Annotated in this window: 25 protein-coding genes; 16 read left to right on the forward strand and 9 right to left on the reverse strand. The window is 51.1% G+C overall.

All coding sequences use genetic code 11. The features are described from left to right. Positions 1-106: 106 nt before the first annotated feature. The 3 genes from Hfont_RS04640 (at position 107) to Hfont_RS04650 (ending at position 3,381) form a co-directional block, all read left to right on the forward strand. Complete coding sequence (locus Hfont_RS04640; protein ID WP_112991049.1) at positions 107-772, forward strand: FHA domain-containing protein; 666 nt, start codon at positions 107-109, stop codon at positions 770-772. Positions 773-1,013: 241 nt separating this feature from the next. Continuing rightward, positions 1,014-1,520 (forward strand): pilin, encoded by a 507-nt coding sequence (locus Hfont_RS15255; RefSeq protein ID WP_421800988.1) that lies wholly within the window; start codon positions 1,014-1,016, stop codon positions 1,518-1,520. Positions 1,521-1,695: 175 nt separating this feature from the next. Next, on the forward strand, positions 1,696-3,381 hold the full coding sequence (locus Hfont_RS04650; protein ID WP_112991051.1) for a tetratricopeptide repeat protein: 1,686 nt from the start codon (positions 1,696-1,698) through the stop codon (positions 3,379-3,381). A 22-nt stretch (positions 3,382-3,403) separates the two neighbouring features. On the opposite strand, the gene moaC is transcribed toward Hfont_RS04650, so the two are convergent. Further along, positions 3,404-3,925, reverse strand: a complete 522-nt coding sequence (moaC, locus tag Hfont_RS04655; protein ID WP_112991052.1) for a cyclic pyranopterin monophosphate synthase MoaC — start codon at positions 3,923-3,925, stop codon at positions 3,404-3,406. Between the two features lie 101 nt (positions 3,926-4,026). Here moaC and Hfont_RS04660 point away from each other — a divergent pair, with 101 nt between their 5' ends. Next, positions 4,027-5,541: a beta-barrel assembly-enhancing protease gene (locus Hfont_RS04660; protein ID WP_112991709.1), complete on the forward strand. Its 1,515-nt coding sequence runs from the start codon at positions 4,027-4,029 to the stop codon at positions 5,539-5,541. A 27-nt stretch (positions 5,542-5,568) separates the two neighbouring features. Here the strand turns inward: Hfont_RS04660 and Hfont_RS04665 are convergent, their stop codons facing one another. From Hfont_RS04665 to Hfont_RS04685, 5 genes are all read right to left on the reverse strand, one after another. Next, positions 5,569-6,168, reverse strand: coding sequence for a DUF2946 family protein (locus tag Hfont_RS04665; protein ID WP_112991054.1), 600 nt, complete (start codon positions 6,166-6,168; stop codon positions 5,569-5,571). A 14-nt stretch (positions 6,169-6,182) separates the two neighbouring features. Continuing rightward, entirely contained in the window at positions 6,183-7,136 is a 954-nt protein-coding gene (locus tag Hfont_RS04670) for a YheT family hydrolase (protein WP_112991056.1), read from the reverse strand. A 135-nt stretch (positions 7,137-7,271) separates the two neighbouring features. After that, on the reverse strand, positions 7,272-7,703 hold the full coding sequence (locus Hfont_RS04675) for a YybH family protein (protein ID WP_112991057.1): 432 nt from the start codon (positions 7,701-7,703) through the stop codon (positions 7,272-7,274). 9 nt (positions 7,704-7,712) lie between these two features. Continuing rightward, complete coding sequence (locus tag Hfont_RS04680; protein ID WP_112991059.1) at positions 7,713-7,913, reverse strand: zinc-finger domain-containing protein; 201 nt, start codon at positions 7,911-7,913, stop codon at positions 7,713-7,715. 146 nt (positions 7,914-8,059) lie between these two features. Then, positions 8,060-8,980, reverse strand: coding sequence for a branched-chain amino acid transaminase (locus Hfont_RS04685; protein WP_112991060.1), 921 nt, complete (start codon positions 8,978-8,980; stop codon positions 8,060-8,062). A gap of 387 nt (positions 8,981-9,367) precedes the next feature. Here Hfont_RS04685 and Hfont_RS04695 point away from each other — a divergent pair, with 387 nt between their 5' ends. The 6 genes from Hfont_RS04695 to Hfont_RS04720 all read left to right on the forward strand — a co-directional run bounded on the left by Hfont_RS04695 (position 9,368) and on the right by Hfont_RS04720 (position 15,550). Beyond that, the gene (locus tag Hfont_RS04695) at positions 9,368-10,561 is read left to right on the forward strand and encodes a phosphoglycerate kinase (protein WP_112991064.1); all 1,194 of its coding nucleotides are present in this window, start codon (positions 9,368-9,370) and stop codon (positions 10,559-10,561) included. A 190-nt stretch (positions 10,562-10,751) separates the two neighbouring features. Then, positions 10,752-11,816: a class II fructose-bisphosphate aldolase gene (fba, locus tag Hfont_RS04700; protein ID WP_112991066.1), complete on the forward strand. Its 1,065-nt coding sequence runs from the start codon at positions 10,752-10,754 to the stop codon at positions 11,814-11,816. Between the two features lie 108 nt (positions 11,817-11,924). Continuing rightward, positions 11,925-12,821 carry a phosphoribosylaminoimidazolesuccinocarboxamide synthase gene (locus Hfont_RS04705; protein ID WP_112991068.1) on the forward strand — a complete coding sequence of 299 codons (897 nt, stop codon included), beginning with the start codon at positions 11,925-11,927 and terminating at the stop codon, positions 12,819-12,821. A 1-nt stretch (position 12,822) separates the two neighbouring features. Then, positions 12,823-13,323 (forward strand): 5-(carboxyamino)imidazole ribonucleotide mutase, encoded by a 501-nt coding sequence (gene purE, locus Hfont_RS04710; RefSeq protein ID WP_112991070.1) that lies wholly within the window; start codon positions 12,823-12,825, stop codon positions 13,321-13,323. After that, positions 13,320-14,513 carry a 5-(carboxyamino)imidazole ribonucleotide synthase gene (locus Hfont_RS04715; protein ID WP_112991072.1) on the forward strand — a complete coding sequence of 398 codons (1,194 nt, stop codon included), beginning with the start codon at positions 13,320-13,322 and terminating at the stop codon, positions 14,511-14,513. The genes purE and Hfont_RS04715 overlap by 4 nt, the downstream gene beginning before the upstream one ends. Before the next feature lie 17 nt (positions 14,514-14,530). After that, entirely contained in the window at positions 14,531-15,550 is a 1,020-nt protein-coding gene (locus tag Hfont_RS04720) for an L-threonylcarbamoyladenylate synthase (protein ID WP_112991073.1), read from the forward strand. 36 nt (positions 15,551-15,586) lie between these two features. On the opposite strand, the gene Hfont_RS04725 is transcribed toward Hfont_RS04720, so the two are convergent. Further along, positions 15,587-16,087: a flavin reductase family protein gene (locus Hfont_RS04725; RefSeq protein WP_112991710.1), complete on the reverse strand. Its 501-nt coding sequence runs from the start codon at positions 16,085-16,087 to the stop codon at positions 15,587-15,589. A 112-nt stretch (positions 16,088-16,199) separates the two neighbouring features. Between Hfont_RS04725 and Hfont_RS04730 the strand changes: the two genes are divergently transcribed. The 3 genes from Hfont_RS04730 (at position 16,200) to Hfont_RS04740 (ending at position 18,619) form a co-directional block, all read left to right on the forward strand. Further along, positions 16,200-16,838 carry an AMP-binding protein gene (locus tag Hfont_RS04730; protein ID WP_112991075.1) on the forward strand — a complete coding sequence of 213 codons (639 nt, stop codon included), beginning with the start codon at positions 16,200-16,202 and terminating at the stop codon, positions 16,836-16,838. A 148-nt stretch (positions 16,839-16,986) separates the two neighbouring features. After that, the gene (gene msrA, locus Hfont_RS04735) at positions 16,987-17,526 is read left to right on the forward strand and encodes a peptide-methionine (S)-S-oxide reductase MsrA (RefSeq protein ID WP_112991076.1); all 540 of its coding nucleotides are present in this window, start codon (positions 16,987-16,989) and stop codon (positions 17,524-17,526) included. Between the two features lie 40 nt (positions 17,527-17,566). Next, positions 17,567-18,619 (forward strand): GMP reductase, encoded by a 1,053-nt coding sequence (locus tag Hfont_RS04740; RefSeq protein WP_112991078.1) that lies wholly within the window; start codon positions 17,567-17,569, stop codon positions 18,617-18,619. 31 nt (positions 18,620-18,650) lie between these two features. On the opposite strand, the gene tcdA is transcribed toward Hfont_RS04740, so the two are convergent. Continuing rightward, entirely contained in the window at positions 18,651-19,508 is an 858-nt protein-coding gene (gene tcdA / locus Hfont_RS04745) for a tRNA cyclic N6-threonylcarbamoyladenosine(37) synthase TcdA (protein ID WP_112991080.1), read from the reverse strand. 297 nt (positions 19,509-19,805) lie between these two features. Here tcdA and pdxH point away from each other — a divergent pair, with 297 nt between their 5' ends. Further along, on the forward strand, positions 19,806-20,441 hold the full coding sequence (pdxH, locus tag Hfont_RS04750; RefSeq protein ID WP_112991081.1) for a pyridoxamine 5'-phosphate oxidase: 636 nt from the start codon (positions 19,806-19,808) through the stop codon (positions 20,439-20,441). Positions 20,442-20,515: 74 nt separating this feature from the next. On the opposite strand, the gene Hfont_RS04755 is transcribed toward pdxH, so the two are convergent. Continuing rightward, complete coding sequence (locus tag Hfont_RS04755; RefSeq protein ID WP_241523010.1) at positions 20,516-22,207, reverse strand: glycosyltransferase family 39 protein; 1,692 nt, start codon at positions 22,205-22,207, stop codon at positions 20,516-20,518. Positions 22,208-22,305: 98 nt separating this feature from the next. On the opposite strand from Hfont_RS04755, the gene Hfont_RS04760 reads away from it, so the two are divergent. Together Hfont_RS04760 and Hfont_RS04765 are read left to right on the forward strand one after the other, a co-directional pair. After that, positions 22,306-23,340 carry a glycosyltransferase family 2 protein gene (locus tag Hfont_RS04760; RefSeq protein WP_241523011.1) on the forward strand — a complete coding sequence of 345 codons (1,035 nt, stop codon included), beginning with the start codon at positions 22,306-22,308 and terminating at the stop codon, positions 23,338-23,340. After that, complete coding sequence (locus Hfont_RS04765) at positions 23,327-23,734, forward strand: GtrA family protein (protein ID WP_112991083.1); 408 nt, start codon at positions 23,327-23,329, stop codon at positions 23,732-23,734. The genes Hfont_RS04760 and Hfont_RS04765 overlap by 14 nt, the downstream gene beginning before the upstream one ends.

Raw genomic sequence — 23,734 nt, forward strand, 5'->3', positions numbered from 1 at the left:
CTCGACTCCTCGTTGCTTGACTTAATACCGTAAGCGAGTGTCGATCCTTGGGTGCAAACACGTTCATTTACGACCATCTGAAGTAAAACGAAAGTTGAAGAAATAAATGGCCACGATTATTTTGGCAAAAGACGGGATCCCACTGCAAGAGCTCACGCTTTTGAAAACGCGTATCACTATAGGACGCAGAACCTACAACGATATCGTCATCGACGCCCCCGGCATCAGCGCAGAACACGCGGTAATCATTACCACCCCAACCGAATCTTATTTTGAAGATCTGGGTAGCACGAACGGCAGCCGCCTGAATGGTCAGCCGGTGAAAAAGCATGTTTTACAAGGTCGCGATGTGATCGAACTCGCTACGCATACGATTCAATACTGTGCGAATGAAAGTGTGTATGAAGTGGTAGCCGGCCCGGCTTTCCCCAGTACGACGAGTGAAAATCAAGATACAGATCAGAGAATCAATGATTCAGTAAACATCGATTCCGCCTTTGAAACAAACCCATCCTCACCTGCAATCATCAAGGTCTTGAATGGTGCTGGTAAAGATAAGAAAATCCCGCTCACCAAAACCCTGACAACGATAGGCCGTCCAGGCGTACAAGTCGCAGTGCTAACAAGCGCGCCGAATGGCTACAGCATTACGCATGTAGAAGGCAGCATTCATCCACTCGTCAATGGCGTGACGATAGGTTTGAAGACGCAGCTATTAAAGAGTGGGGATGTGATCGATTTGTCGGGAACTGAAATGATGCTCTTGTGCTAATGCATTGCAGTTTTATGGTCGCTTCTCGGTTCTTGGCGCAATAAAATCTGTTTCACACCGCCAAAAATTTCCGCTGAATGTGACAAAAATTGGCGCTCAATAACCAAATTTGTTACTTTTTGTGTCTTTTCCCCTGGAAACATTCCTTATTTACACCATTCTAAGCTGGCACACGGATTGCTCAATGGTAAGTGTGGCAGAAACCTGCCCTCTACCCAAACAGGAGAAACAAATGAAATCGATGAAAATGATTAAGAAAGCACAAGCAGGTTTTACGCTGATCGAATTGATGATCGTGGTTGCAATTATTGGTATTTTGGCTGCAGTTGCGATTCCGCAGTATCAGGATTACATCATTAGAGCAAAATTATCCAAAGCGATTGTTGCTCTTGATCCAGTTAAGACGGCATTAGCTGAATTTGCGCAAAATAATGCAGGTAGCTTCGCAACCTTGCCAGCTGGTGTCTCAGGTACGGCAGGTGCTGGTTGGACTTCGCTTGGCTTTACTAATCCGGCTGACGGCAGTGCTTCATTTCCTACTGTTACACCTGAGGCAACGGGCATTGCAGTGGCGGCTGGAACTGGTGTTGTCACCTTGACAGTTGGTGGTACCGGTAACACGGTTTATGATGGACAAACAGTGACAATTACACCTGCGGTTGGCACTTCGGCGATAAGCTGGAGTACAACAGCATGTTCCAGCACTGCGGGTAATGCGAACATGAAGAAAATATTTGGTTGCCCATAATATTCAGTTCTTGAGTTAGAGTTTCCCGAAAACCATGCCCAAATAATTGGGCATGGTTTTTTTTATTGATGTCGTATCTTCAGATTCAAATTTTTACTGGTTTATCTCGATTTAGAGCGCTCAAAAATATAGCCTAAAGCGTAGTGGTTGATGACATTACTTAGAGAAACAAAGCATGGCACCTTATCGATATTCCCTTATTGCGATGCTCGCCCTAGTAATACTGGCTAGTTTCCTCTACTTGCCATTCTTGCATAATGGACTAATTTTCGATGATCAAGGTTTGTTCAGTAGTGGGGTAATTTATGATTATGCACAAACCCCTTTTGATTTCCGGCCACGTACTTTTCCTTACTTCACGTTAGGGTTTGCTAGTGTAGTCGGTGGCACGATTGAGGGGAATCGTGTCGTTAGCCTTGCGTTACATATTTTGTGCGCGTGGGTACTGTATCTTTTGCTAAGAGCTTTGTTGACTCAGGCGTTGAATATATCTCGGCCAAATGAAGATGCAAAGCAAACGTGTCGGCGCGCAACTATCTTTGCTTTTCTAGGCGCGACTTGGTTCGCAATTCATCCTATTGCTGTTTATGGTGCCGGTTACCTTGCACAGCGGACGATTCTTTTCGCAACGCTTTTTTCATTACTTTCTCTTTGGTTTTTTCGTCGTGCGTTCGCAGAGAACAGAGCTGCGGATGTGATTACTGCAGCACTGTTTTACGCGATGGCCCTATTTTCGAAGGAGCACGCGATCATGCTGCCGTTAGCCGCAGTAGCATTGGCGTCGCTTTATGAAGGCAGCTTTCGATCTCATTTCAAACGAATTGCGCTTTACCTTCTACTTTGTCTCCCCGTAGCTGTGACTGTTTTTTTGTCGAAGAAGCATATCGTCTCGACCAGTTATGAGCCGGATGCCGCTAACATAATTCCGCAATTATTCGACATTGCCATCATGAGCAAACCATGGGGGCAGTGGGTTGTCAGCATGGTCATGCAGGCAGGTTTCTTTTTTGACTACATTACGTTTTGGATTGTGCCAGACGTGCGCGTACTCTCTGTCGATATGCGATTCGATTTTTCCCATATCTGGTTTTCCTGGCATGCATTTCCGAAGGTGATCTTTTTTCTTTTGTCTCCAATTCTTGTCATCTATTTTTTACGCCAGAAGGGGGTGGTGGCGCTCTTTTGTGGTGGTTTTTTGTATTGCTGGTTTCTTTTTTTAACCGAACTTTCCTCTGTGCGATTTCAGGAGCCTTTTGTTTTATATCGGAGTTATTTGTGGGCTCCCGGTTATGTGATGATGTTTGTGGCCTTATGTGCTCGCGTGTCAATTCGTTGGCTGGTGATAACCGCAATTCCAGTGTTCGTTGTTTGTTTTTTGTTGGCGCGTGATCGTCTAACTAGTTTTGCGACCGAGGCCATTGTCTGGAAAGATGCAGCAAGTAAACTAGAATCAGCATCTCTTATCGGTAGTGATCGTATTTACTACAATCGTGGGCGGGCGTATTTGCAAGAGAAAAGATATGTGGAAGCAATTGACGATTTTTCACGTACGATTCAAATGAGTCCCAAGGTTTATCAAGCGTATTACAATCGAGCCTTAGCTTCTTATGCGCTTAAACAAAACGCTGCAGCATTACAAGATCTTGATCGTGCTGCGTTGTTGAATCAAAAAGACAATTTGATTCAGTATGTTCGTGGTTTGGTGTTGGAACAGAATGGATGCGCCGACGCGGCTGTTGTTGCTTACTCTACGAGCTTGGCGCTTGGTAATAAAATGGCTCAACTTAAACTTGATTCCTTGGCGCAAAAGACACCGAGGAAGGAAATATATTTGTCGAGCGACATGAAATGTCCTGCTTGAGATGTTTGTGTGGATTTTTAAATTAGAGGGCTGCCAATAACCAATCCCCGGATTTCCCACCATGCTTCTCCAGCACTTTGATATCCATCATTGTCATTCCCCTATCCACCGCCTTGCACATATCGTAAATCGTCAGCAATCCGATTTGTACGGCGGTAAGGGCTTCCATTTCCACTCCGGTTTTACCAAACGTTTCCACCTGCGCGGTACAGCTGATGCTGGATTGCGGGTTATTCAACGCGAAATCCACCGTGACGCGCGTCAGCGCCAGCGGATGGCATAGTGGAATCAGATCGCTGGTGCGCTTGGCACCCATGATGGCGGCGATGCGGGCGATGCCTAGTACGTCGCCTTTTTTTGCGGTGCCGGATTCTATGATTGCCAGCGTTTCCGGTTTCATGCGGATGATGCCGCTGGCGACTGCGATGCGGTGAGTTTCATTCTTGCTGCCGACATCGACCATGTGTGCCTGGCCGGTGGCATCGAAATGAGTCAGGCCATCGTTGGCAGCAGAGGTTTGGTCGTGGTCTTTTTTTGAAGTCATGATGGCAAGAAAGCAGTTGTGGCTGGAAGAGTGGAACGATTGTAATGAGCGGGTATCATAGCATCGTGAAACTGAAATCCATTTTGCAAACTGCTAATTTTATGCCGCGATTCCCTCTGCGCGCTGTTGCATTGGCGAGCGTATTGCTCACGGGTGCCTTGCCGCCTGCGATTACTCCTGCCTCCGCCATAGCGCAAACCTTGCCCAGCCTTGGCGATACCGAGCGGGAAGAATTGTCGCCCTTGATGGAGCGCAAGCTGGGTGAACAGATCATGAAGGAGATTCGACGTAACCGCGATTATCTGGATGATGAACCCTTGCAGGAATATTTAGAAAATTTGGGCAATAGCCTGCTTGCGGTGCGGCCGGAAGCGCGCGGCGAAACAAAGTATGATTTTTTCTTTTTCGCAGTGCGCGATCCGATGCTGAATGCGTTTGCTTTGCCAGGCGGTTTTATCGGCGTGCATTCGGCGCTCGTACTTGCAGCGCAGAATGAATCTGAGCTTGCTTCCGTAATGGCACATGAAATCGGCCACGTGGCACAACGCCACATTGCGCGCATGCTGGGCAAGCAGAAACAGGATATGTTGATCCCGCTTGCCGGGATGTTGCTGGGCGCATTGGCATTAAGCTCCAGTCCGGATGCCGGCATGGCGATGATGATGGGTGGGCAGGGCCTTGCGATACAGCGTCAACTCAACTTCAGTCGTGATGCCGAACGCGAAGCGGATCGCGTCGGTTTGGACATCATGCGCGAAGCTGGCTTTGAAACTTCCGGCATGATCAATTTCTTCGGTCGTTTGCAGCAGGCCAGCCGCAACTACACCGATAATGCGCCGCCATATTTGCGCTCACATCCGATGACGACGGAACGGATTGCTGATATCGAGGCACGCACCCGTGATCAGCGTTATCGGCAACATGCGGATAGCCTGGATTTTCCATTGATTCAAGCGCGGGTAAAAATTCTGCAAGATCCGTCGCAGCAGGGATTGATTGAGGCTACTGCCGCTTTTGAGCGGCAATTGCAGCAGAAAACACGTACTTCGATTATTGCCGGTAAATATGGCTTGGCTTTTGTTGCATTTAAACAAGGCAATATGAAGAAGGCGCAAAGCATGCTTGATGATGCGCGTGTCGCTCTGAAGAATGGTTCGCCCTCTGCCAGAAATGTGGTGCTGAGTAGCTTGGCTATTGATATCAAGCTGGCTGCACGCCAGCCTAAGGAAGCGCTGGAAGAAGCGGATCTTGCGCGCAATCAGTTTCCCTTGTCGCGAGGTATTGCACATCAGTATGCCGATGCACTTTTTGCTGCAGGACGTTATGAAGATGCCGTGACGTTTTTGCGCGATCAAGCGCAACTGTATCGGAGCGAGCCTAAACTTTATGATCGTCTGGCCAAAGCGTATGCCGCATTGAACAAACAGGCACAACAGCATCTGGCGCTGGCAGAATCCTATGCCTTGAAGGGTAGTTTGCCGGCTGCGCTTGATCAGTTATCGATTGCGCGCAAAGCACCGGATGCATCGTTTTACGAGCTATCGATTATTGATGCACGTGAACGCGAAATGAAGGCGCAACGCCTGGAAGAAATACGCTTGGAGAAGGAAGGCTGAGCGGAAATGGCTGGGTCTTGGGTGTAATCAGATGGAAGTGCGTGGCACGCGCATGAATTTGAATTCTTCGCTGATGGCAGCTTCTTTAATGTAATTGACGGATATTTTCTTGCTGTCGTGCGACAACGATAATGCGCCGCTTGCTCCATGCTGTTCCAGCCACACCATCAATTTTTCGTCAGCGACATGCTCGTCATTCAGCAACAGATCAGTCATGCATTGCGCTAGATCTCTATCGTCCAGCATGGCGAATTTTCCGTCGCCTTGCAAAAATAATCGTCCCTGATCGCTGAGCCAGGCAGCGTCTATCCCTGATAAATGCACACCTGTTTGTAGAACGAATCCATACGCCGGTTCGGTGTGCGCAATGTAGGGTGTAACTTCAAGATCGACATACACTCGTTGCGGACCGTTTTGAAAATACCATCGGCCTTGCTGATCGCAGGTGTAGTTGCGGTTGATGAAACTGCGCAAAGCTGGCTGAGTGATTTTATCGCCAGGCAGATCATGCGCTTGTGCGTGTTCGTTGCGCATGCGCCAGTTGCCACGTGCGTCGAGTGCCAGCCAACCGTAGCAGTGCGGTACGTTCGGCCATTTTGTTAATGCTTGCTCGACGATTGCATCCACCGGACATCCTTTTGCTATTGAGCGCTCTCAAGAAAACTGATCATACGCTGCGGTAGCCAGTTTAATTTTCCGGCAAACGGGCCGACAGTAAAACCTACATGTCCGCCGTGTGCAGGTTGTTCAAGTTTGATCTTGGCACTTGCAGTTTGCGGTAAATATTCTTTCGGTAGAAACGGATCATTCTGCGCATTGAGTACCAGCGTAGGTACGGTGATGTCGTTGAGCACGTATTTGGCACTGGCGCGATGCCAGTAATCGTCAGTGCTCAGATAGCCGTGCAAAGGTGCGGTGACGACATTATCGAATGCATACAGGTCGCGCGCATTCATCATCGTGTCGCGATCAAACAGACCGGGAAATTGCTTCAGTTTTTCCAGACATTTAGGCTTGAGTGTTTCCAGAAAGATGCGCGTGTAAAGCATATTGAAGCCACGCGATAACGCTGCACCGCCGCCAGCCAGGTCGAGTGGTGCGGAAATCGCACAGGCAGCATCGACGATCTCGGCTTGATGTTGTGATTCACCCAGCCAGCGCAACAGTGCATTTCCTCCTAAAGAAACGCCGCTCGCATAGAATTTGCTGGCACCACGTTCACGTGCGTAAGGTGCCAACCTGCGCAGAATCCAGTCTATTTCCTTGGCATCGCCGGAATGATAAAAGCGCGGCGCACGATTCAGTTCGCCCGAGCAGCCGCGGAAATGCACGACGGCCCCCGACCAACCCAGTCTTGCAATATGTGCCATCAGTGCACGGGCGTAATGGCTGTTGGATGAACCTTCCAGACCATGAAACATGATGAGGAACGGTTGCCCCGTTTTGCCATCGATAAAATCCAGATCGATGAAATCATTGTCTGGCGTATCCCATCGTTCGCGTCTATAGACGACTGCCGGTTTGGCGATGAATTTTGCTGGATAGATGGTTTGCAGATGGCCGCCGGGCAGCCAGGATGGAGCGGGGTAGGTCATCGAGGTAATAATCAATCCGTTGGATAAAACAGAGTATTAGCTAATGCGCGTTATACGATCAGGCGCGTCAAATGAACGTACGTCGTTCAACACGTGTAAAGCAGGTTTGTCACGAAGAGAACGGGCAGCTAACAATCAATGCAACACATTGTTTGCAGCGAGCTCTGTTTTGGCTTTACCGGGTGCGGTCGATGCATGATGCAAGACGATGCGCCAGCCAGCCGCTGTTTTAACATAGACGTTGGTGGCCAATATATGTACGTCGCGTTGTGTACCTTCTTGCGTGTACACAGCTTCGATCAGATTATGTACTGCACTCATCAGGTTCTGCGACGCGTGCAATTGCAGCGGGAGTATGTGTACGCCACCGCGCGAGAAGATTTCTTCCCACGATGCGCGGATTGCGGCATAACCGATCAGGCGTGTGCCATCTGGATGGATGCAGACGATCTCTTCATCGTCGGCCCACAATGCCATCAACGCTTCCAGATCGGCACGGCCGATGGCATCGTACAAGGCGATTTCGATATCGTCTGCCGAGCCGAACTGTTTGCGTGTTTTTGGCATGATCGTCTATCAGTGACCGTGTACGACTGCGCCAGGTTTCATGCGATAGACGGTGCCGCAGTATGGACATTTTGCTTCGCCGCCATGCGACATTTCGAGAAATACGCGTGGATGCGAGCTCCAGACCGGCATTGCCGGATTTGGGCAATAGGCTGGCAAATCTTTGCTGTCGAGTTCGATTGCGGACGCTGTGTGCGCTGCTTGTGTCATGTGATTCTCCGAATTGCTTATTAATAATTGCTTAGTCGCGCCGCTGATGCATGCTGTTGATACATTCAACGGTTACTGCATGTCGTAGATAGTAAAGTGAAGCGGGGCTATCGTATAGCAAATAATCCGCACTTCCAAGCTGTCGATCAGACGATCGTCAGCCAATGGCTGTATTGCGGCGTACGGCCGGCAACCGCGTCGAAAAACACGTTTTGCAGTTTTTCGGTGATAGCACCGCGCTTGCCGTCGCCGATGGCGCGGTTATCCAACTCGCGTATCGGCGTGACTTCGGCTGCCGTCCCGGTAAAAAATGCCTCATCTGCACAATACACTTCATCGCGGGTAATGCGTTTTTCGATCACTTCTATCCCCAGATCGCGTGCAATCGTTACGAGCGAATCGCGCGTGATACCGTCCAGGCAAGAAGCGAGATCCGGTGTGTAAATTTTGCCTTTCTTGACGATAAATACATTTTCGCCTGAACCTTCCGACACATAGCCGTCGGTGTCCAGCAACAGCGCTTCATCGTAGCCGTCAGCCAGCGCTTCCTGATTGGCGAGGATGGAGTTGATGTAATAGCCGGATGCCTTGGCGCGAACCATCGATACATTTACATGGTGCCGGCTGAAGGATGAGGTTTTGACGCGTATGCCTTTGTTGAGGCCATCTTCGCCCAGATATGCACCCCATGGCCAGGCTGCGACGGCGACGTGTATCTTGTTGCCTTTGGCGGAGATGCCGAGTTTTTCATCGCCGATCCAGACTAATGGACGCAGATAGCAGGTTTCGAGCTTGTTCTCACGGACGACTTGCAACTGCGCCTGCATCACGGTTTCCAGATCGAAGGGAATGTTCATCTGGAAAATTTTGGCGGAATTGAACAGGCGTTCCGTATGTTCGCGCAGGCGGAAGATTGCCGTGCCTTTGTCGGTTTTATAGGCGCGTACGCCTTCAAACACGGCCATGCCGTAGTGCAGCGAGTGAGTCAGAATGTGTATGTTGGCATCGCGCCAGTCTATTAATTGGCCGTCTTTCCAAATTTTTCCGTCGCGATCAGACATCGACATTTTGAGCCTCGCTGTAATTTACAAGATCTCGATTTTAACGGATTCCGGCAGGAAAAATGAGGCAGCAACAGCATCGCAGAATGACATCGACAAATATTATTGCTGGGTATTGGTTCGTTTATTGGGGCATCTGTGGCGCTCACGATTTGCTGCTTAGCATCCAAGTAATAATAATTAAAAGATAATTTTTAGTGTTAAAAATGAATCTATTTCGTGAGCAGCCTTCTAACCGGGGGCTTTGCGATTTGGCTCAAATTTATAAATGAGCCGGCAATTTCCCCTCTTCCCGCTATTTCTGCATAGAACATTGGCATGAAACCAAGGTTTTTGCGCCTTCCGGTGCGGTAAAATAGCGGTCTTTCGTCAAACCTGTTAACGAATAACTCCATGCAATTCAAAAGATTGAGCGATTTGATCGCGCGTAATGAACTCAAGGGCAAGCGCGTATTTATCCGTGCCGATCTCAACGTACCGCAAGACAGCCAAGGCAATATTGCCGAAGACACACGCATACGCGCCTCGGTGCCGGCAATTCAACAAGCCTTGAAAGCGGGCGCTGCCGTGATGGTGACGTCGCATCTTGGTCGTCCGGTCGAGGGCGAATTCAAACTGGAAGATACGCTGGCACCGATCGCGCAGCGCTTGAGCGAACTGCTCGGTCAAGCAGTTGAATTAAAACAGAACTGGGTCGACGGTGTCGAAGTCGCACCTGGTCAAGTCGTCTTGCTGGAAAACTGCCGAGTCAACAAGGGCGAGAAAAAGAACGACGACGCGCTGGCGAAGAAAATTGCCGCACTGTGCGATGTCTATGTGAACGATGCATTCGGCACCGCGCATAGAGCCGAAGCAACTACGCACGGCATTGCAAAATATGCGACTGTAGCCTGTGCTGGCCCTTTGCTTGCTGCGGAACTGGATGCCTTGGGCAAGGCTTTATGCGAACCGGCCAGCCCATTGGTGGCGATTGTTGCCGGCTCCAAGGTGTCGACCAAGTTGACCATTTTGAAAACGCTGGCCGACAAGGTGGATAATCTGATCGTCGGTGGTGGTATCGCGAATACTTTCATGCTGGCGGCGGGTTTGAAAATCGGCAAATCGCTGGCAGAAGCGGATTTGGTTGGTGATGCCAAAGTCATCATAGACATGATGGCGAAACGTGGTGCGTCAGTGCCGATCCCCGTTGATGTGGTGTGCGCGAAAGAGTTTTCACCGACTGCCGTAGCGACAGTCAAGGATGTAAAAGACGTAGCCGACGACGATATGATTCTGGACATCGGACCGAAGACAGCAGACATACTGGCAAAACAAATTGCGCAAGCCGGCACCATCGTCTGGAACGGTCCGGTCGGTGTATTCGAGTTCGATCAGTTTGCCAACGGCACCAAAACTTTGGCGCAAGCGATTGCAGAATCCAAGGGTTTTTCCGTGGCTGGCGGCGGCGATACCTTGGCAGCGATAGCCAAGTACGATATTGCAGACAAGATCGGTTATATCTCGACTGGCGGTGGTGCTTTCCTGGAATTCCTGGAAGGTAAAACCTTGCCTGCGGTAGAAATTCTGGAACAACGCGCCAGCAAGTAATGTTTTAGTGCGGCGATGAATCAGTGTGATGCATGCGATGTTGTCATCGTCATGCAGGCACGCGAAATGTAGTGCAGATGTTTTGAAAACTAATTTGTTGTGAAGATGATTGAACGCCGCTGCGGATCAAGCGCGTGGCAAAAAAATCATCTGTTCGGCAAACCTTAATTTACTGTTTTGGAGAATTACCATGCCACTCGTATCCATGCGTCAATTGCTCGACCACGCAGCCGAAAATGACTACGGCCTGCCTGCGTTCAACGTCAACAACCTGGAACAGGTGACGGCTATTATGGAAGCGGCAGATGAAGTCGGCGCGCCGGTAATCATGCAAGCTTCGGCTGGCGCCCGTAAATATGCTGGCGAGCCATTCCTGCGCCATCTGATTGAAGCGGCGATTGAAGCGTACCCGCACATCCCTGTCGTCATGCATCAAGATCACGGTCAAACACCGGCGATTTGCATGGCAGCGATACGCTCCGGCTTTTCATCGGTGATGATGGATGGCTCCCTGAATGCAGATGGCAAGTCGGTTGCCAGCTATGAATACAATGTCGAAGTGTCGCGCAAAGTAGTTGAGTTTTCGCACGCAATTGGTGTCACGGTTGAAGCAGAACTCGGTGTGCTCGGTTCGCTGGAAACCATGATGGGCGACAAGGAAGACGGTCACGGCGCCGATGGCAAGATGACGCGCGAACAGTTGCTGACCGACGTCGAGCAGGCAGCCGACTTCGTCAAGCAAACCCAGTGCGATGCATTGGCAATTGCAATTGGCACTTCGCATGGCGCATACAAATTCACGAAAAAACCTACGGGCGATATTCTCGCGATCGAACGCATACGTGAAATTCACGTGCGTATTCCAAACACACATTTGGTGATGCACGGTTCTTCATCGGTACCGCAGGAATTGCTGGCAGAAATTCGCGAGTTCGGCGGTGACATGAAGGAAACCTACGGCGTGCCAGTTGAAGAGATTCAAGAGGGCATCAAGAACGGCGTGCGCAAGATCAATATCGATACCGATATCCGTTTGGCGATGACCGGCGCGATCCGTCGCTACTTGATGGAAAATCCATCCAAGTTCGATCCGCGCGATTATCTGAAGCCGGCAAAAGAAGCAGCCAAGCAGGTTTGCAAAGCGCGTTTCCTCGCATTTGGTTGTGAAGGTCAGGCTGCAAAAATCAAACCGCTTCCGCTGGATAAAATGGCCGAGAAATATAAAAAAGGCGAGTTGTCGCAAGTCGTTCAATAACAAATCGTTTAGTAGGCTGGTCTGCAAAACAGACCGGCAAACATATTCAGTAGTGCAACCACGTATCGGCGATTCCAGGAATCGCCGTTTCAGATTTATGGAAACGTCATGACCAGTTTGTATCAGTCCACCATTACTTCATTGCCTTTACTCGGCCGCGGCAAAGTTCGCGAAAACTATGCGGTCGGCGACGACAAGATTTTGATCGTCACCAGTGACAGGTTGTCTGCATTCGACGTCGTGATGAATGAGCCTATTCCGCAAAAAGGACAGGTGCTGAACCAGATGTCTGATTTCTGGTTTGAAAAACTGAAAGACATCGTGCCGAATCATCTGACCGGTATCGCGCCTGAATCAGTCGTGGCTGCAGACGAAGTGCCGCAGGTGAAGAATCGCGCGGTGGTCGCCAAGCGCCTGCAACCGATTTTGGTGGAAGCAGTTGTGCGTGGTTACATCATTGGCTCCGGCTGGAGCGATTACCAGAAAACCGGCGCAGTCTGCGGCGTGCAATTGCCGGCAGGATTGAAGCAGGCAGAGAAACTGGCAGAGCCAATTTTCACGCCAGCCGCCAAAGCGGAAATGGGCGAGCACGACGAGAACATCACCTTCGCCGAGATGGAACAACGTATCGGTAAAGAACTGGCCAACAAGATTCGCGACGTCAGCATCAAGCTGTACAAGACGGCAGCCGATTACGCTGCGACACGCGGCATCATCATCGCTGACACCAAGTTCGAGTTCGGTCTCGACAAGGATGGCACACTGCATTTGATGGATGAAGTATTGACTGCCGATTCCTCGCGTTTCTGGCCTGCTGATTCGTACGCGACCGGCATCTCGCCACCATCGTTCGACAAGCAGTTTGTGCGCGATTATCTGGAAACCTTGACCGAGTGGAAAAAGACCGCGCCCGCACCGGCCTTGCCGGCAGACGTGATAGCAAAAACTGGTGCGAAATACCGTGAAGCACTGACGCGCTTGACCGGTGAAGAACTGAAAGGCTGATATGGCAGACACAACGACTAAGCCTTTGATAGGTGTGGTAATGGGATCTTCGTCCGACTGGGATGTGATGCAACACGCGGTCGCGATCCTGAAGGAGTTCGGTATTGCGCATGAAGCGCAGGTGATCTCTGCACATCGCATGCCGGATCAGATGTTCGCTTACGCTGAGTCGGCCCGCACCCGCGGGTTGCGCGCGATCATCGCCGGTGCCGGCGGTGCTGCGCATTTGCCAGGCATGATCGCAGCGAAAACCATCGTGCCGGTACTCGGCGTGCCAGTGCCATCCAAATATTTGCGCGGTGAAGATTCCTTGTTGTCGATCGCGCAGATGCCAAAAGGGATTCCTGTTTCTACGTTTGCGATTGGTGAAGCGGGTGCTGCGAATGCGGCGCTGGCCGCGATTGCAATTCTTGCTACCACCGACGACAAACTCGCCGCAAGCCTGGAAGAATTCCGCGCCAGACAAACGCAAATCGCCATAGAAATGACCTTGCCGAAATGACGAAACAATTAACACCTTTGAATCCATCCGCAGCACCGGCTACCTGGCTGGGCGTGATGGGCGGCGGACAACTGGGTCGTATGTTTGCGCATGCGGCACAACAAATGGGTTTCAAAGTCGCAGTGTTAGAGCCTGCACTTGATTGTCCTGCGAGTCACGCAGCCGATCAGTTGCATAGCGCTGACTATACCGATGTCGATGCCTTGGCCAAGTTGGCTGCGCAATGTGTGGCAGTGACGACAGAGTTTGAAAATGTCTCGGCCAAGAGTCTGGCGTTTTTAGCTGAGCGTACTTTCGTTGCACCATCGTCTTCGTGCGTTTCAATTGCACAGGATCGTATGGCAGAGAAGCGCTTCTTCATTGAGTGTGCAACGACTTCCGGTGTATTTCCTGCATCGCATAAAGAGATCAATTCTGATGCTGACGTGGATGCTGTGTCTGATGATTTATTGCCAGGCATCCTGAAAACAGTACGCATGGGTTATGACGGCAAAGGCCAGGTTCGCGTCAAGACGCGTGCTGAATTGCACAATGCCTACGCCAATATGAATGGTGTTGCTTGCGTACTGGAAAAAATGCTGCCGCTGGCCTACGAAATTTCCGTACTGGCCGCGCGCGGTGCCGATGGCAGAGCAGTCGTTTATCCAATTGCAGAAAACGTACATAGAGACGGCATTCTGTTCACGACTACCGTGCCGGGTCCGAACATCAGCAAAGAATCTGCCGAAAAAGCGCAAGCCGCAACACTGGCCGTGATTGAACAACTGGGTTATGTCGGCGTGCTGTGCATAGAATTTTTTGTGCTCACCGATGGCTCGCTGGTCGTCAATGAAATGGCACCACGTCCGCATAACAGCGGTCACTACACGATCGATGCATGTGTGACCAGCCAGTTCGCGCAGCAGGCGCGTGCGATGGCGCGCATGCCTTTGGGCGATGTGCGTCAGCATTCGCCGGCAGCGATGCTGAATATTTTGGGCGACATCTGGTTTGAAGGAAAATCGGATGAGGCGCGTGAACCTGCATGGGACAAAGTCTTGGCCTTGCCGGGTGCAAATCTGCATCTGTACGGCAAAGATACCGCACGTCGTGCACGCAAGATGGGTCACATCACCTTTGTCGCGGCGACGTTGGAAGAAGCGCAAGCCAATCTGCGTAAAGCCTGTGACATTCTCGGCATCGCGCCCTGATCTTTGAGAAGTAAGCGATGCCTGAATCAGTGGATTTGTTAGCGATTGAAGATGCCGCGCGCCGTTTGGAACGCGGTGAGCTGATCGCGTTCCCTACCGAGACCGTTTATGGACTCGGTGCGGATGCCGAAAATCCAATCGCGGTCGCCAAGATTTATCAAGCCAAAGGCCGTCCCTCGAATCATCCCGTTATCGTGCATCTGGCACCGGAAGCAGACCTTGCTTACTGGGCGCAATCTGTTTCACCTGATGCGCGTAAATTGATCGCCGCCTTTTGGCCGGGGCCGCTGACCTTGATCGTCAAGCGTGCCGAACATATTCCCGATACGGTTGCCGGTGGCCAGGATTCGATAGGTTTGCGTTGCCCATCGCATCCGGTAGCACAAGCCTTGTTGCGTGCGTTCAAGCATGGCAAGGGCGGTGTGGCAGCACCATCAGCCAACAAGTTTGGTCAGGTTAGTCCGACCACTGCTCAACACGTGCGGGATGAGTTCGGCGATGACATGGGTGGCTTGCTGACCTGTGTGCTCGACGGTGGACAAAGCGAAGTCGGCATTGAATCGACGATAGTGGATGTATCGCGCGGTCACGTCGTGCTATTGCGCCCTGGTCATATCACTGCGACGCAAATTGCAGATGTGTTGGGTAGTTGGCCTGCTTTGCCGGATCATACTGCACCACGCGCTTCCGGTACCTTGGAATCGCATTACGCGCCACATACCCCAGTCGTATTGGTCGATGGTGAGCGGTTGAATGAGGTACTGCAAAAACTGCATGAACACGGTCGACGAGTCGCGTTGATGCAACACGATGCCGATGTGCATGTACCGGTTTTGGCACGCATTTCTCTGCCGGTAGATCCTGCAGGATTTGCTTATGCCTTGTATGCCGCCTTGCGGGCTATGGATAATGCGAATGCTGATGTCATCGTGGTGCAGACGCCACCGACTGATGAAGCGTGGAACGGCATTAACGATAGGTTGCGCCGTGCAGCACATGATTCATCCGGTATCTTGTCGCGCTTGCTGCAGGACTAAGACAAGAACATTCGCGTCGGCTTCATTTTTCTTGTTTTACTCAGATAAGAATCGACCGCCGTGAAAGATCAGCGGTTCTTGCGGCGACACATCGCAACACTCAACTTCCCCAACAAAAATAACGTGATCGCCTTCCGGATAGCGACTGCGATTATGGCATTCAAACCATGCTGCAACGCCGGATAGAATCGGCAAGCCGGTTGGCGACAGCGTGAATTCAACGCCTTCAAAACGATTCTTGCTGGGACGTGCAAACTGATTCGCCAATGCGGCCTGATCGGCCGCCAGAATATTGATGACGTAGTGCGAATTGCCGGTAAAGACCGGCAGGCTGTTCGCGCTCTGCGCCAGACTCCACAAGACCAATGGCGGATTCAGCGAAACTGAATTGAATGAGCTTGCCGTTATGCCGAGAAAGCTGTCATCAGGCAAGCGCGTGGTGATGACGGTAACGCCAGTCGCGAATTGAGACAGCGCATCGCGGAAATGGCGTGCATCAACAACAGCTGCGGCTTTGGGTGAAGAAGTAATAGACATCGGTGATCCAGGAAATTTCATTCATTATGCCGAAAAAATGTGTGCTCATGGTTAAACGCCGCATGGCTTATGGGGTTTTTCCGTAGAATCTAGGCTCTGGAGAAATTTGAACATGAATCTTTTTACTATCTTGCGTCACCATGTTGCGACTCAACCGAATGCCATTGCATCGCGTTCGAGTCGTCGTGTAGTCACGTACAGAAAATTCTGGTCGCGTATCGAGCGGGCTACCGCACGTCTGAAAAGCGAATGGCATGTAAAGGCTGGCGATACAGTTGTGTACTGGGGCCAAGGTCATCAGGATGCATTGATGTTTTATATCGCGGTCGCGCGTTGCGGTGCGAAGCTGCTGCCCCTAGAGCACGCACCATTGCATCAGGAAAGTATCGCGATACTGAAGAACATTCCGGCAGTCTTATTGTTGCATGATGATGAGACGATATTCGAAGTGCCGCCTGCAGCGCCAGTCATCGCGAATTTATCGTCACTGATTGCGATCCGCTGTCACCATACACCGCCTGTAAGTGAGGATATTACTCAGCCCAGCCTGATTTCCTTGCTAGCGTTGGAAGACGGCAGCTTGCAGGCGAGCGAGCAAAGTTTGCAGCAATTGATGGAAAATGCGACGCCATATATTGAGTCGAACATTGCACAGGAATTCAGGATTGCAGAAGCCTTGTTTGATACCGATATCTTTACGCCTCATGTTTTGCCAGTACTTGCCAGCGGCGGCACTATCATTTTTCGTTGACTTTAATTTCCAGCATGGCCCACGTGTGCAAACACTGTTGTGGAAGCGCTAATCGCAATCCGATTCCTATGCACGCTTATCGCTTTGCGCTACAGTCATGACATCCAGTCACGGTATTTAATGGTCTTATTCAAAACGGAGTAAATGTATGGCAACGGAAATCGCAACTTTGGGCGGCGGCTGTTTTTGGTGTACCGAAGCTGTTTATCAACAGCTGAAAGGTATCATCAACGTCGAATCCGGCTACACCGGTGGTCAAATCCCAAACCCAAGTTACGAGCAAATTTGTGAAGGCACTACCGGTCATGCTGAAGTAGTGCGTCTGACGTTTGATCCTGCAGTCGTCAGCTTCCGAGAAATCCTTGAAGTATTTTTTACTATCCACGATCCTACGACCTTGAACCGTCAGGGTAATGACGTCGGCACGCAATATCGCTCGGTGATTTATTATCAAACACCGGAGCAGAAAGAAACGGCCAAGCATGTCATTTGCGAAATGGCGAATGTGTGGGACGCACCTATCGTGACCGAGCTCAGTCCGGCTGAAACGTATTACAAGGCCGAGGCTTATCATCAGAATTATTTTCGGCAGAATCCGCTGCAGGGTTATTGCGCTTTTATCGTTGCGCCCAAGGTTTCCAAGTTCCGTCAAACCTTTAGAGACAAGCTCAAGACTGATCTGTCCTGAGTTTGTATTCTGACGTCGGATACGCCGTCAAGGAGGTGTCATGCATATCGAAGAATCGGTCAAACTGGACTTCAAGGATGTACTGATACGCCCCAAACGGTCGACGCTGACATCGCGTCTGGAAGTTGATATCCGGCGCGAATTCATTTTTCATCATTCCCGCAAAACCTATCGCGGCATTCCCATCATTGCATCCAATATGGATAGCACGGGCACCATGGAAATGGCGCGCGCACTCGCTGCACATCATCTGTCGGTTGCCTTGCACAAGCATTATTCGGTAGATGAGCTGGAACAGTTTTTTCTATCGTTGGGTAATGGCGTTGCTGCCACCTCCAGTGCGTTTTATTCGATGGGCATCAGTGCATCCGATTACGAAAAATTTACAGCGGTGATGGCGCGGCTGAACAATGCGATCGAATATGTATGCATAGACGTAGCAAACGGTTATACCGAAGGCTTCATCAATTTTGTCAAGAAGGTGCGTAAGGCATTTCCGCATCTGACCATCATGGCCGGCAATGTCGTGACAGGTGACATCACCGAAGAACTGATTCTGGCTGGTGCCGATATCGTCAAAGTTGGCATAGGCCCAGGATCGGTTTGCACTACGCGCAAGATGACCGGTGTCGGTTATCCGCAATTGTCCGCAGTGATCGAGTGCGCCGATGCTGCGCATGGCTTGGGTGGGCAGATTTGTGCTGATGGTGGATGTGTCGTGCCGGGCGATCTGGCCAAGGCATTCGGTGGCGGCGCAGATTTCATCATGTTGGGCGGCATGTTGGCGGGTCACGATGAATGCGCTGGCGACGTGGTGGAGCGTGACGGTAAAAAATTCAAACGCTTTTACGGCATGAGCAGTCGCGCCGCCATGGAAAAATACGCAGGTGGTGTGGCCGAATACCGCGCAGCAGAAGGCAAGGAGGTGTTGGTCGAGTATCGCGGCCCGGTCGTCAATACCTTGCAGGAGATACTAGGCGGCGTGCGTTCTGCGTGTACTTATGTGGGCGCGCACAAGTTGAAGGAACTGACCAAGCGCACGACTTTCATCCGTGTGACGCAGCAATTGAATGAATCTTTTGGGAAATCCTGAGACGGGAAGCGATGCCCGATTAGATACCACACTAATCCGGCTGGACTTGATCTACTGAATTTGCAACACCAGCTTCAGCCGCAAACTTGCGTAATACATGAGCCGCAGCGACCAGTCCGAAGGATGCGGTGACGACCATTGCAGAACCGAAGCCTGCACAATTGAGACCAGTGATGCCGGATTGTGCGTCGCTATCGATGGCACATACTTCTTCGCTTTCCGGGAAACGTAAGGGTTCGGTAGAAAACACTGCATCAATACCGAACTTGTTTTTCGTCCCGCGTGGAAAGCCGTGTTCGGCGCGCAAGCGTTTGCGTACTTTTGCCAGTAACGGTTCCTGTTCGGTACGGCACAGATCGAGTACGGCGATTTTTGTCGGATCGATTTGTCCGCCTGCGCTACCTATGGTCACGAGTTTCAAGCCATGCTTGCGGCAATATGCAATCAACGCGGTTTTTGCACGGACGTTGTCGATGGCATCGATGATGTAGTCGTAGTTGCGCGCGCCTATCATCTCGTCCAGATTATCTGCAGTAAGAAAATCCTCGATTTCTGTCACGACGCAATACGGATTGATTTGCGCGATGCGTTCGGCCAAAGCCGTTACCTTGGCTTGGCCCAGGGTATCAGTCAACGCATGAATTTGTCGATTGACGTTGGACTCTGCGAGGTTATCCAGATCGATCATGGTGATATGACCAATAGCGCTACGCGCCAGAGCTTCCACTACCCAGGAGCCGACACCACCGACGCCAACCACGCAGACATGCGCTGCGCGGAAACGGCTTAGCCCCGCTTGTCCATACAGTCGTGCAATTCCGCCAAAACGGCGGTCAAAATCGATCTCGTGATCAGGGGAGGGGACGGTGGCAGCAGAAAAAGAAGTCATATCGCCATTTTAACGGACCGCGGGAGCAAAGCTCGGTTGCATGGATTTTCTTTTGCTGAAAAAATGGTCTTTCCTTTGTATGGGGACTCACACGTTGCCAAATTATTTACGGTATTCTCAGAATAGATTGAGATGGATCAATTCCGGCATGTATCACGTCCTTTAATCTCAAGATGCCAAAGAGATAAGACTCGATTGGGAATTCCATGCCGAACCGGATTCGGTTTATTCAAATGCTCAGACATTGCGTGACAGAATAGCGATGCAGCGTGCCATCAATGTATAGAAAGAAAATTCATGTCGATTGCAGATATCCGTACCGATTACACACAAGCTGATTTGTCCGAGACGGACACAGATGCTGATCCTATCGTGCAGTTTTCAAAATGGTTTGCTGAAGCCTTGCGCGCTGAAGTGCCGGAACCGAATGCGATGGGCGTGTCTACTGTCGGTGAGAATGGGCGGCCTTCGTCACGTATCTTGCTGATCAAGGATTTCGATCAACGCGGCTTTACGTGGTTTACCAATTACGGCAGCCGCAAGGGCATTGAGCTGGATAAAAATCCGTATGCAGCGTTGTTGTTCCACTGGATTGCATTGGAGCGTGAAGTCCGTATCGAAGGGCGCGTCGAGAAAGTGTCGGCGGAAGAGAGTGAACAGTATTTTCAAAGTCGTCCGGTCAAGAGTCGCTTGAGTGCGATTGCTTCTGCACAAAGCACGCTGATCGCAGATCGCGCGGCGCTGGAAGCGCAATACGCAAATGCGGAAGCGCAATATGGCGATCAGACGCCGCGTCCTGAACATTGGGGCGGTTATCGCCTGCAGCCGGATTACGTAGAGTTTTGGCAAGGTCGCAGGTCACGCCTGCATGATCGTATTGCGTATACGCTGGAGAAGGACGGGCAGTGGAAGAGGCAACGCCTGCAACCTTAAGGCGGGATATTCTCGTCAGCGGATCGAGTGTTACGAATATGCTGACGAGAAAAATAGAGGAATTACAGAAAAAATCAGAGGGAGGCGGGCTTTTCGCTGCACTCGGCTTGCGGTGGGATGATGCCCCATTCTATTTCTACTCTTGGACCGTCAGGCTTTTTGGTCCATGGAATATCCAGCGTGCCATGCTGCGTGCTTTGCGCCATCAAGGCGATCACTTCATTGTCGATTTCAGGCGGATTGTCTTTGCTACGGTTGATCGCAACCAGCATTCCGCATTTGTCCGCCTTGTCTTCATCCACCCACGGCGATTTACCAAAATCACCATCAATCAAAACCTGTACTTGCGGACCGATATGGATCGCGATATTGCCACCCAACCATGTGTCAGACGCGACGAGCCTCAAAGGCGTTTGCATATTGGCTTGCCATGCAGCGTGCACTTGACGTGACACTTCTGCACCGGGGAAGGTGGCACGGCTAGGACGTCCCGATTTATCAGCCAGTGGTCCGCGTGCCAGACCGTAACCGGCTGCGCCGAGTACCTGCATGATTACAATAATGACGATCGTCTTGCGCAAGAGCGAGACATCGTCGCCGCTGCGCAAAATCCAGAATGAGAAAAAGCCAAACAGGATAAAGAAAGTGGTGGCCCAATGCGCGGCCAATGGAATCTTCATTGCACCTGCAATCAGCATCGTCAGAAGCAACGGCGCAATACCAATTACCAACAGGAAGAAACGATCCGAAGCTGCCAACTGGCTGGCGATGGTAGCCGGACGCGCAGATTTTGGCACTAACTTGTACTGACGCGATGCCCAGATTGCAACAATGGCCAATGCCAGCAACAGTGCGGCGATGCGTCCCAGATTCGTCAGAGTAAAGCTGAACAAGTCCTGAAGTTCAAGCAGATAAGTCGCGAGTGGCTCCATTTCACTACCAGCATAAGCAACGGGACCGGCCGCTTGTTGCTTGAGCCACAGTAAATGCGGCGTCACCATTGCGATCAGAACTGCGGTTGATAATGCGATGCCTTTCCAGGTTTGTGCGCGGCGCAGATGGCCGGTGAACAGCAAGTACAGGGCGAATGCTGCAAATTGAATCAGCGCGCTGTATTTTGTCAGGAAGGCACAGCCGCAAAAGAAGCCGAGCATTGCCCAGGCGCGCATGCTATCAGTGCGCGTCGCACGATAAAGCATCCAGATCGCGCCGGCGACTGACCACAATTGCATCGTGTTGTGATTGTTCATTACGCCGCGTACCGTGAAGTAAGCAACGACGGAAACCAGCAAAGTAGCGATCAAGGCACGACGTTGCGAGGTTATTTCGCAACCAAGCTTCCAGACCATCCACAAGGACAGGATCACGCTCAACTGGCCGGTGAAGAAAGTCAGCCAGACTGGGCGGCCGAAGATGGAAACCAATCCATACAAAATCCATGAAGGTAGTGGCGGATGTTTGTAGTATCCCCATTCCAGCCCGCTGGCCCAGACCAGCTCTTCCATATTGTCCCAGTCGGGCGAACGATGGCTGAGGCCCGTGAAGAGGCTCCATACAAGCAGATGCAGCAAGAGCAGCAGGATGACCAGCGGCGCGATATCGTCTGCACTCGGCGAAAACAGCCGGGCGAACTTATTGGACGGGGAAACTGGCTGGCGTGACTGGGTTGGCATCATCGGTAAGGGTAAGTTATGTGCGTAGAAATCCGGAAACAATTTCAGTTTGGCAATCGCATACAGTGGCGGTGAATTATAATCGTTGGCCATAATGCTCCGCTAAATTTTTTACCCGACAGCCGGCCTGAATTCCTTATGTTTCAAGGCTTGTGCGCTGTCTGGCCGCTTGATCCAGAAAGGTTATTCTCATGGTGACATTGACCGCACTGCCGCAACATCGTCCGGCCGATGCGTTGATTTCCTGCGTGATTCCGGCATACAACGAGGCTGCCCATCTGGCCGCGTTCTTGCGGGACCTGCGGAAAACCCTGGAGACCTTCGCCCCCCGTTATGAAATCATCGTTGTCAACGATGGCAGCAAAGACAATACCAATGAAGTGATGGCACCTTTGCTGGCAGATGCGGGTTTGCGCTATATCAGTTTTTCCAGAAATTTTGGCAAGGAAGCGGCGTTGTCGGCCGGTATCGATGCAGCAAAAGGTGATGCCGTTATTTTGCTGGATGGCGATTACCAGCATCCATTGGAATTGCTGTCGGAAATGGTGAGATTGTGGGTCAGTGGCATCGACATGGTGTACGGCGTGATCAGTGATCGTAGTAATGAATCGCTCCTCAAGCGCTGGGGCACGGGGATGTTTTATCACTTGATGGAGTCCGGTGCGCCGATCACGATTCCGCGCAATGCCGGCGATTTCCGTTTGATGGATCGCAAGGTCGTTAACGCCTTGCGTCAATTGCCGGAGCGTAATCGCTTCATGAAGGGTTTGTATGCATGGGTTGGCTTCAGCAGCATTGCCTTGCCTTTCGTGCCGAACGATCGCGCGACCGGCGTGTCCAGCTTTAGTTATCGCAGTCTGAGTCGTCTGGCATTGGCCGGCGTCACGGCATTTACCACGCTGCCATTGCGGATATGGAGCGCGGTAGGCGTGGTGATTTCCATCATTGCGATTCTGTATGCATTCTGGATTGCCGGCGAAGCCATCCTGTTTGGCAATGATGTGCCTGGCTGGTCTACATTAGCCGCCGGCTTGATGTTCTTTTCCGGGGTACAGTTGATTTCGATAGGCGTGCTTGGTGAGTATGTCGGACGCGTGTATGACGAAGTCAAAAAGCGGCCGCTCTATGTTGTGGCGCACGATATAGATAATGGTGCTTTTGAAAATAAAACTGCCGATAAGATCTCGTTGAATACTGAAGAAAAAGAAGCACATGCGCCTGATTGAACTGTTGCGGATTGCGCGCTTCGGTATTGTTGGCTTGACGGCTGCTGCTGTGCACTACTGGGTGGTGATTGCGCTGGTTGAACTATTGCATATCGCACCGCTGCAAGCGAATGTCGGCGGCTTTGTCGCTGCATTCTGGGTCAGTTATTTCGGTCATAGACACTGGACCTTCTCCGATGCAGTCGCTTCGCATACGGATGGCACGCATTCATCTTTCCTGCGGTTTTTGCTGGTTGCGCTGCTGGGCTTTGGCATGAACCAATTGATGTTTTATTTATTGTTACGTTATGCCGGCTGGCCGTATTACCTCGCGTTAGCGGTGGTGGTGTTTACCGTCGCCGCTATGACCTATGTTCTGAGTCGCGTATGGGCTTTCCGCCACGCATCACATTGA

The organism is Herminiimonas fonticola (assembly GCF_003293745.1).
GTDB lineage: Bacteria > Pseudomonadota > Gammaproteobacteria > Burkholderiales > Burkholderiaceae_D > Oxalicibacterium > Oxalicibacterium fonticola.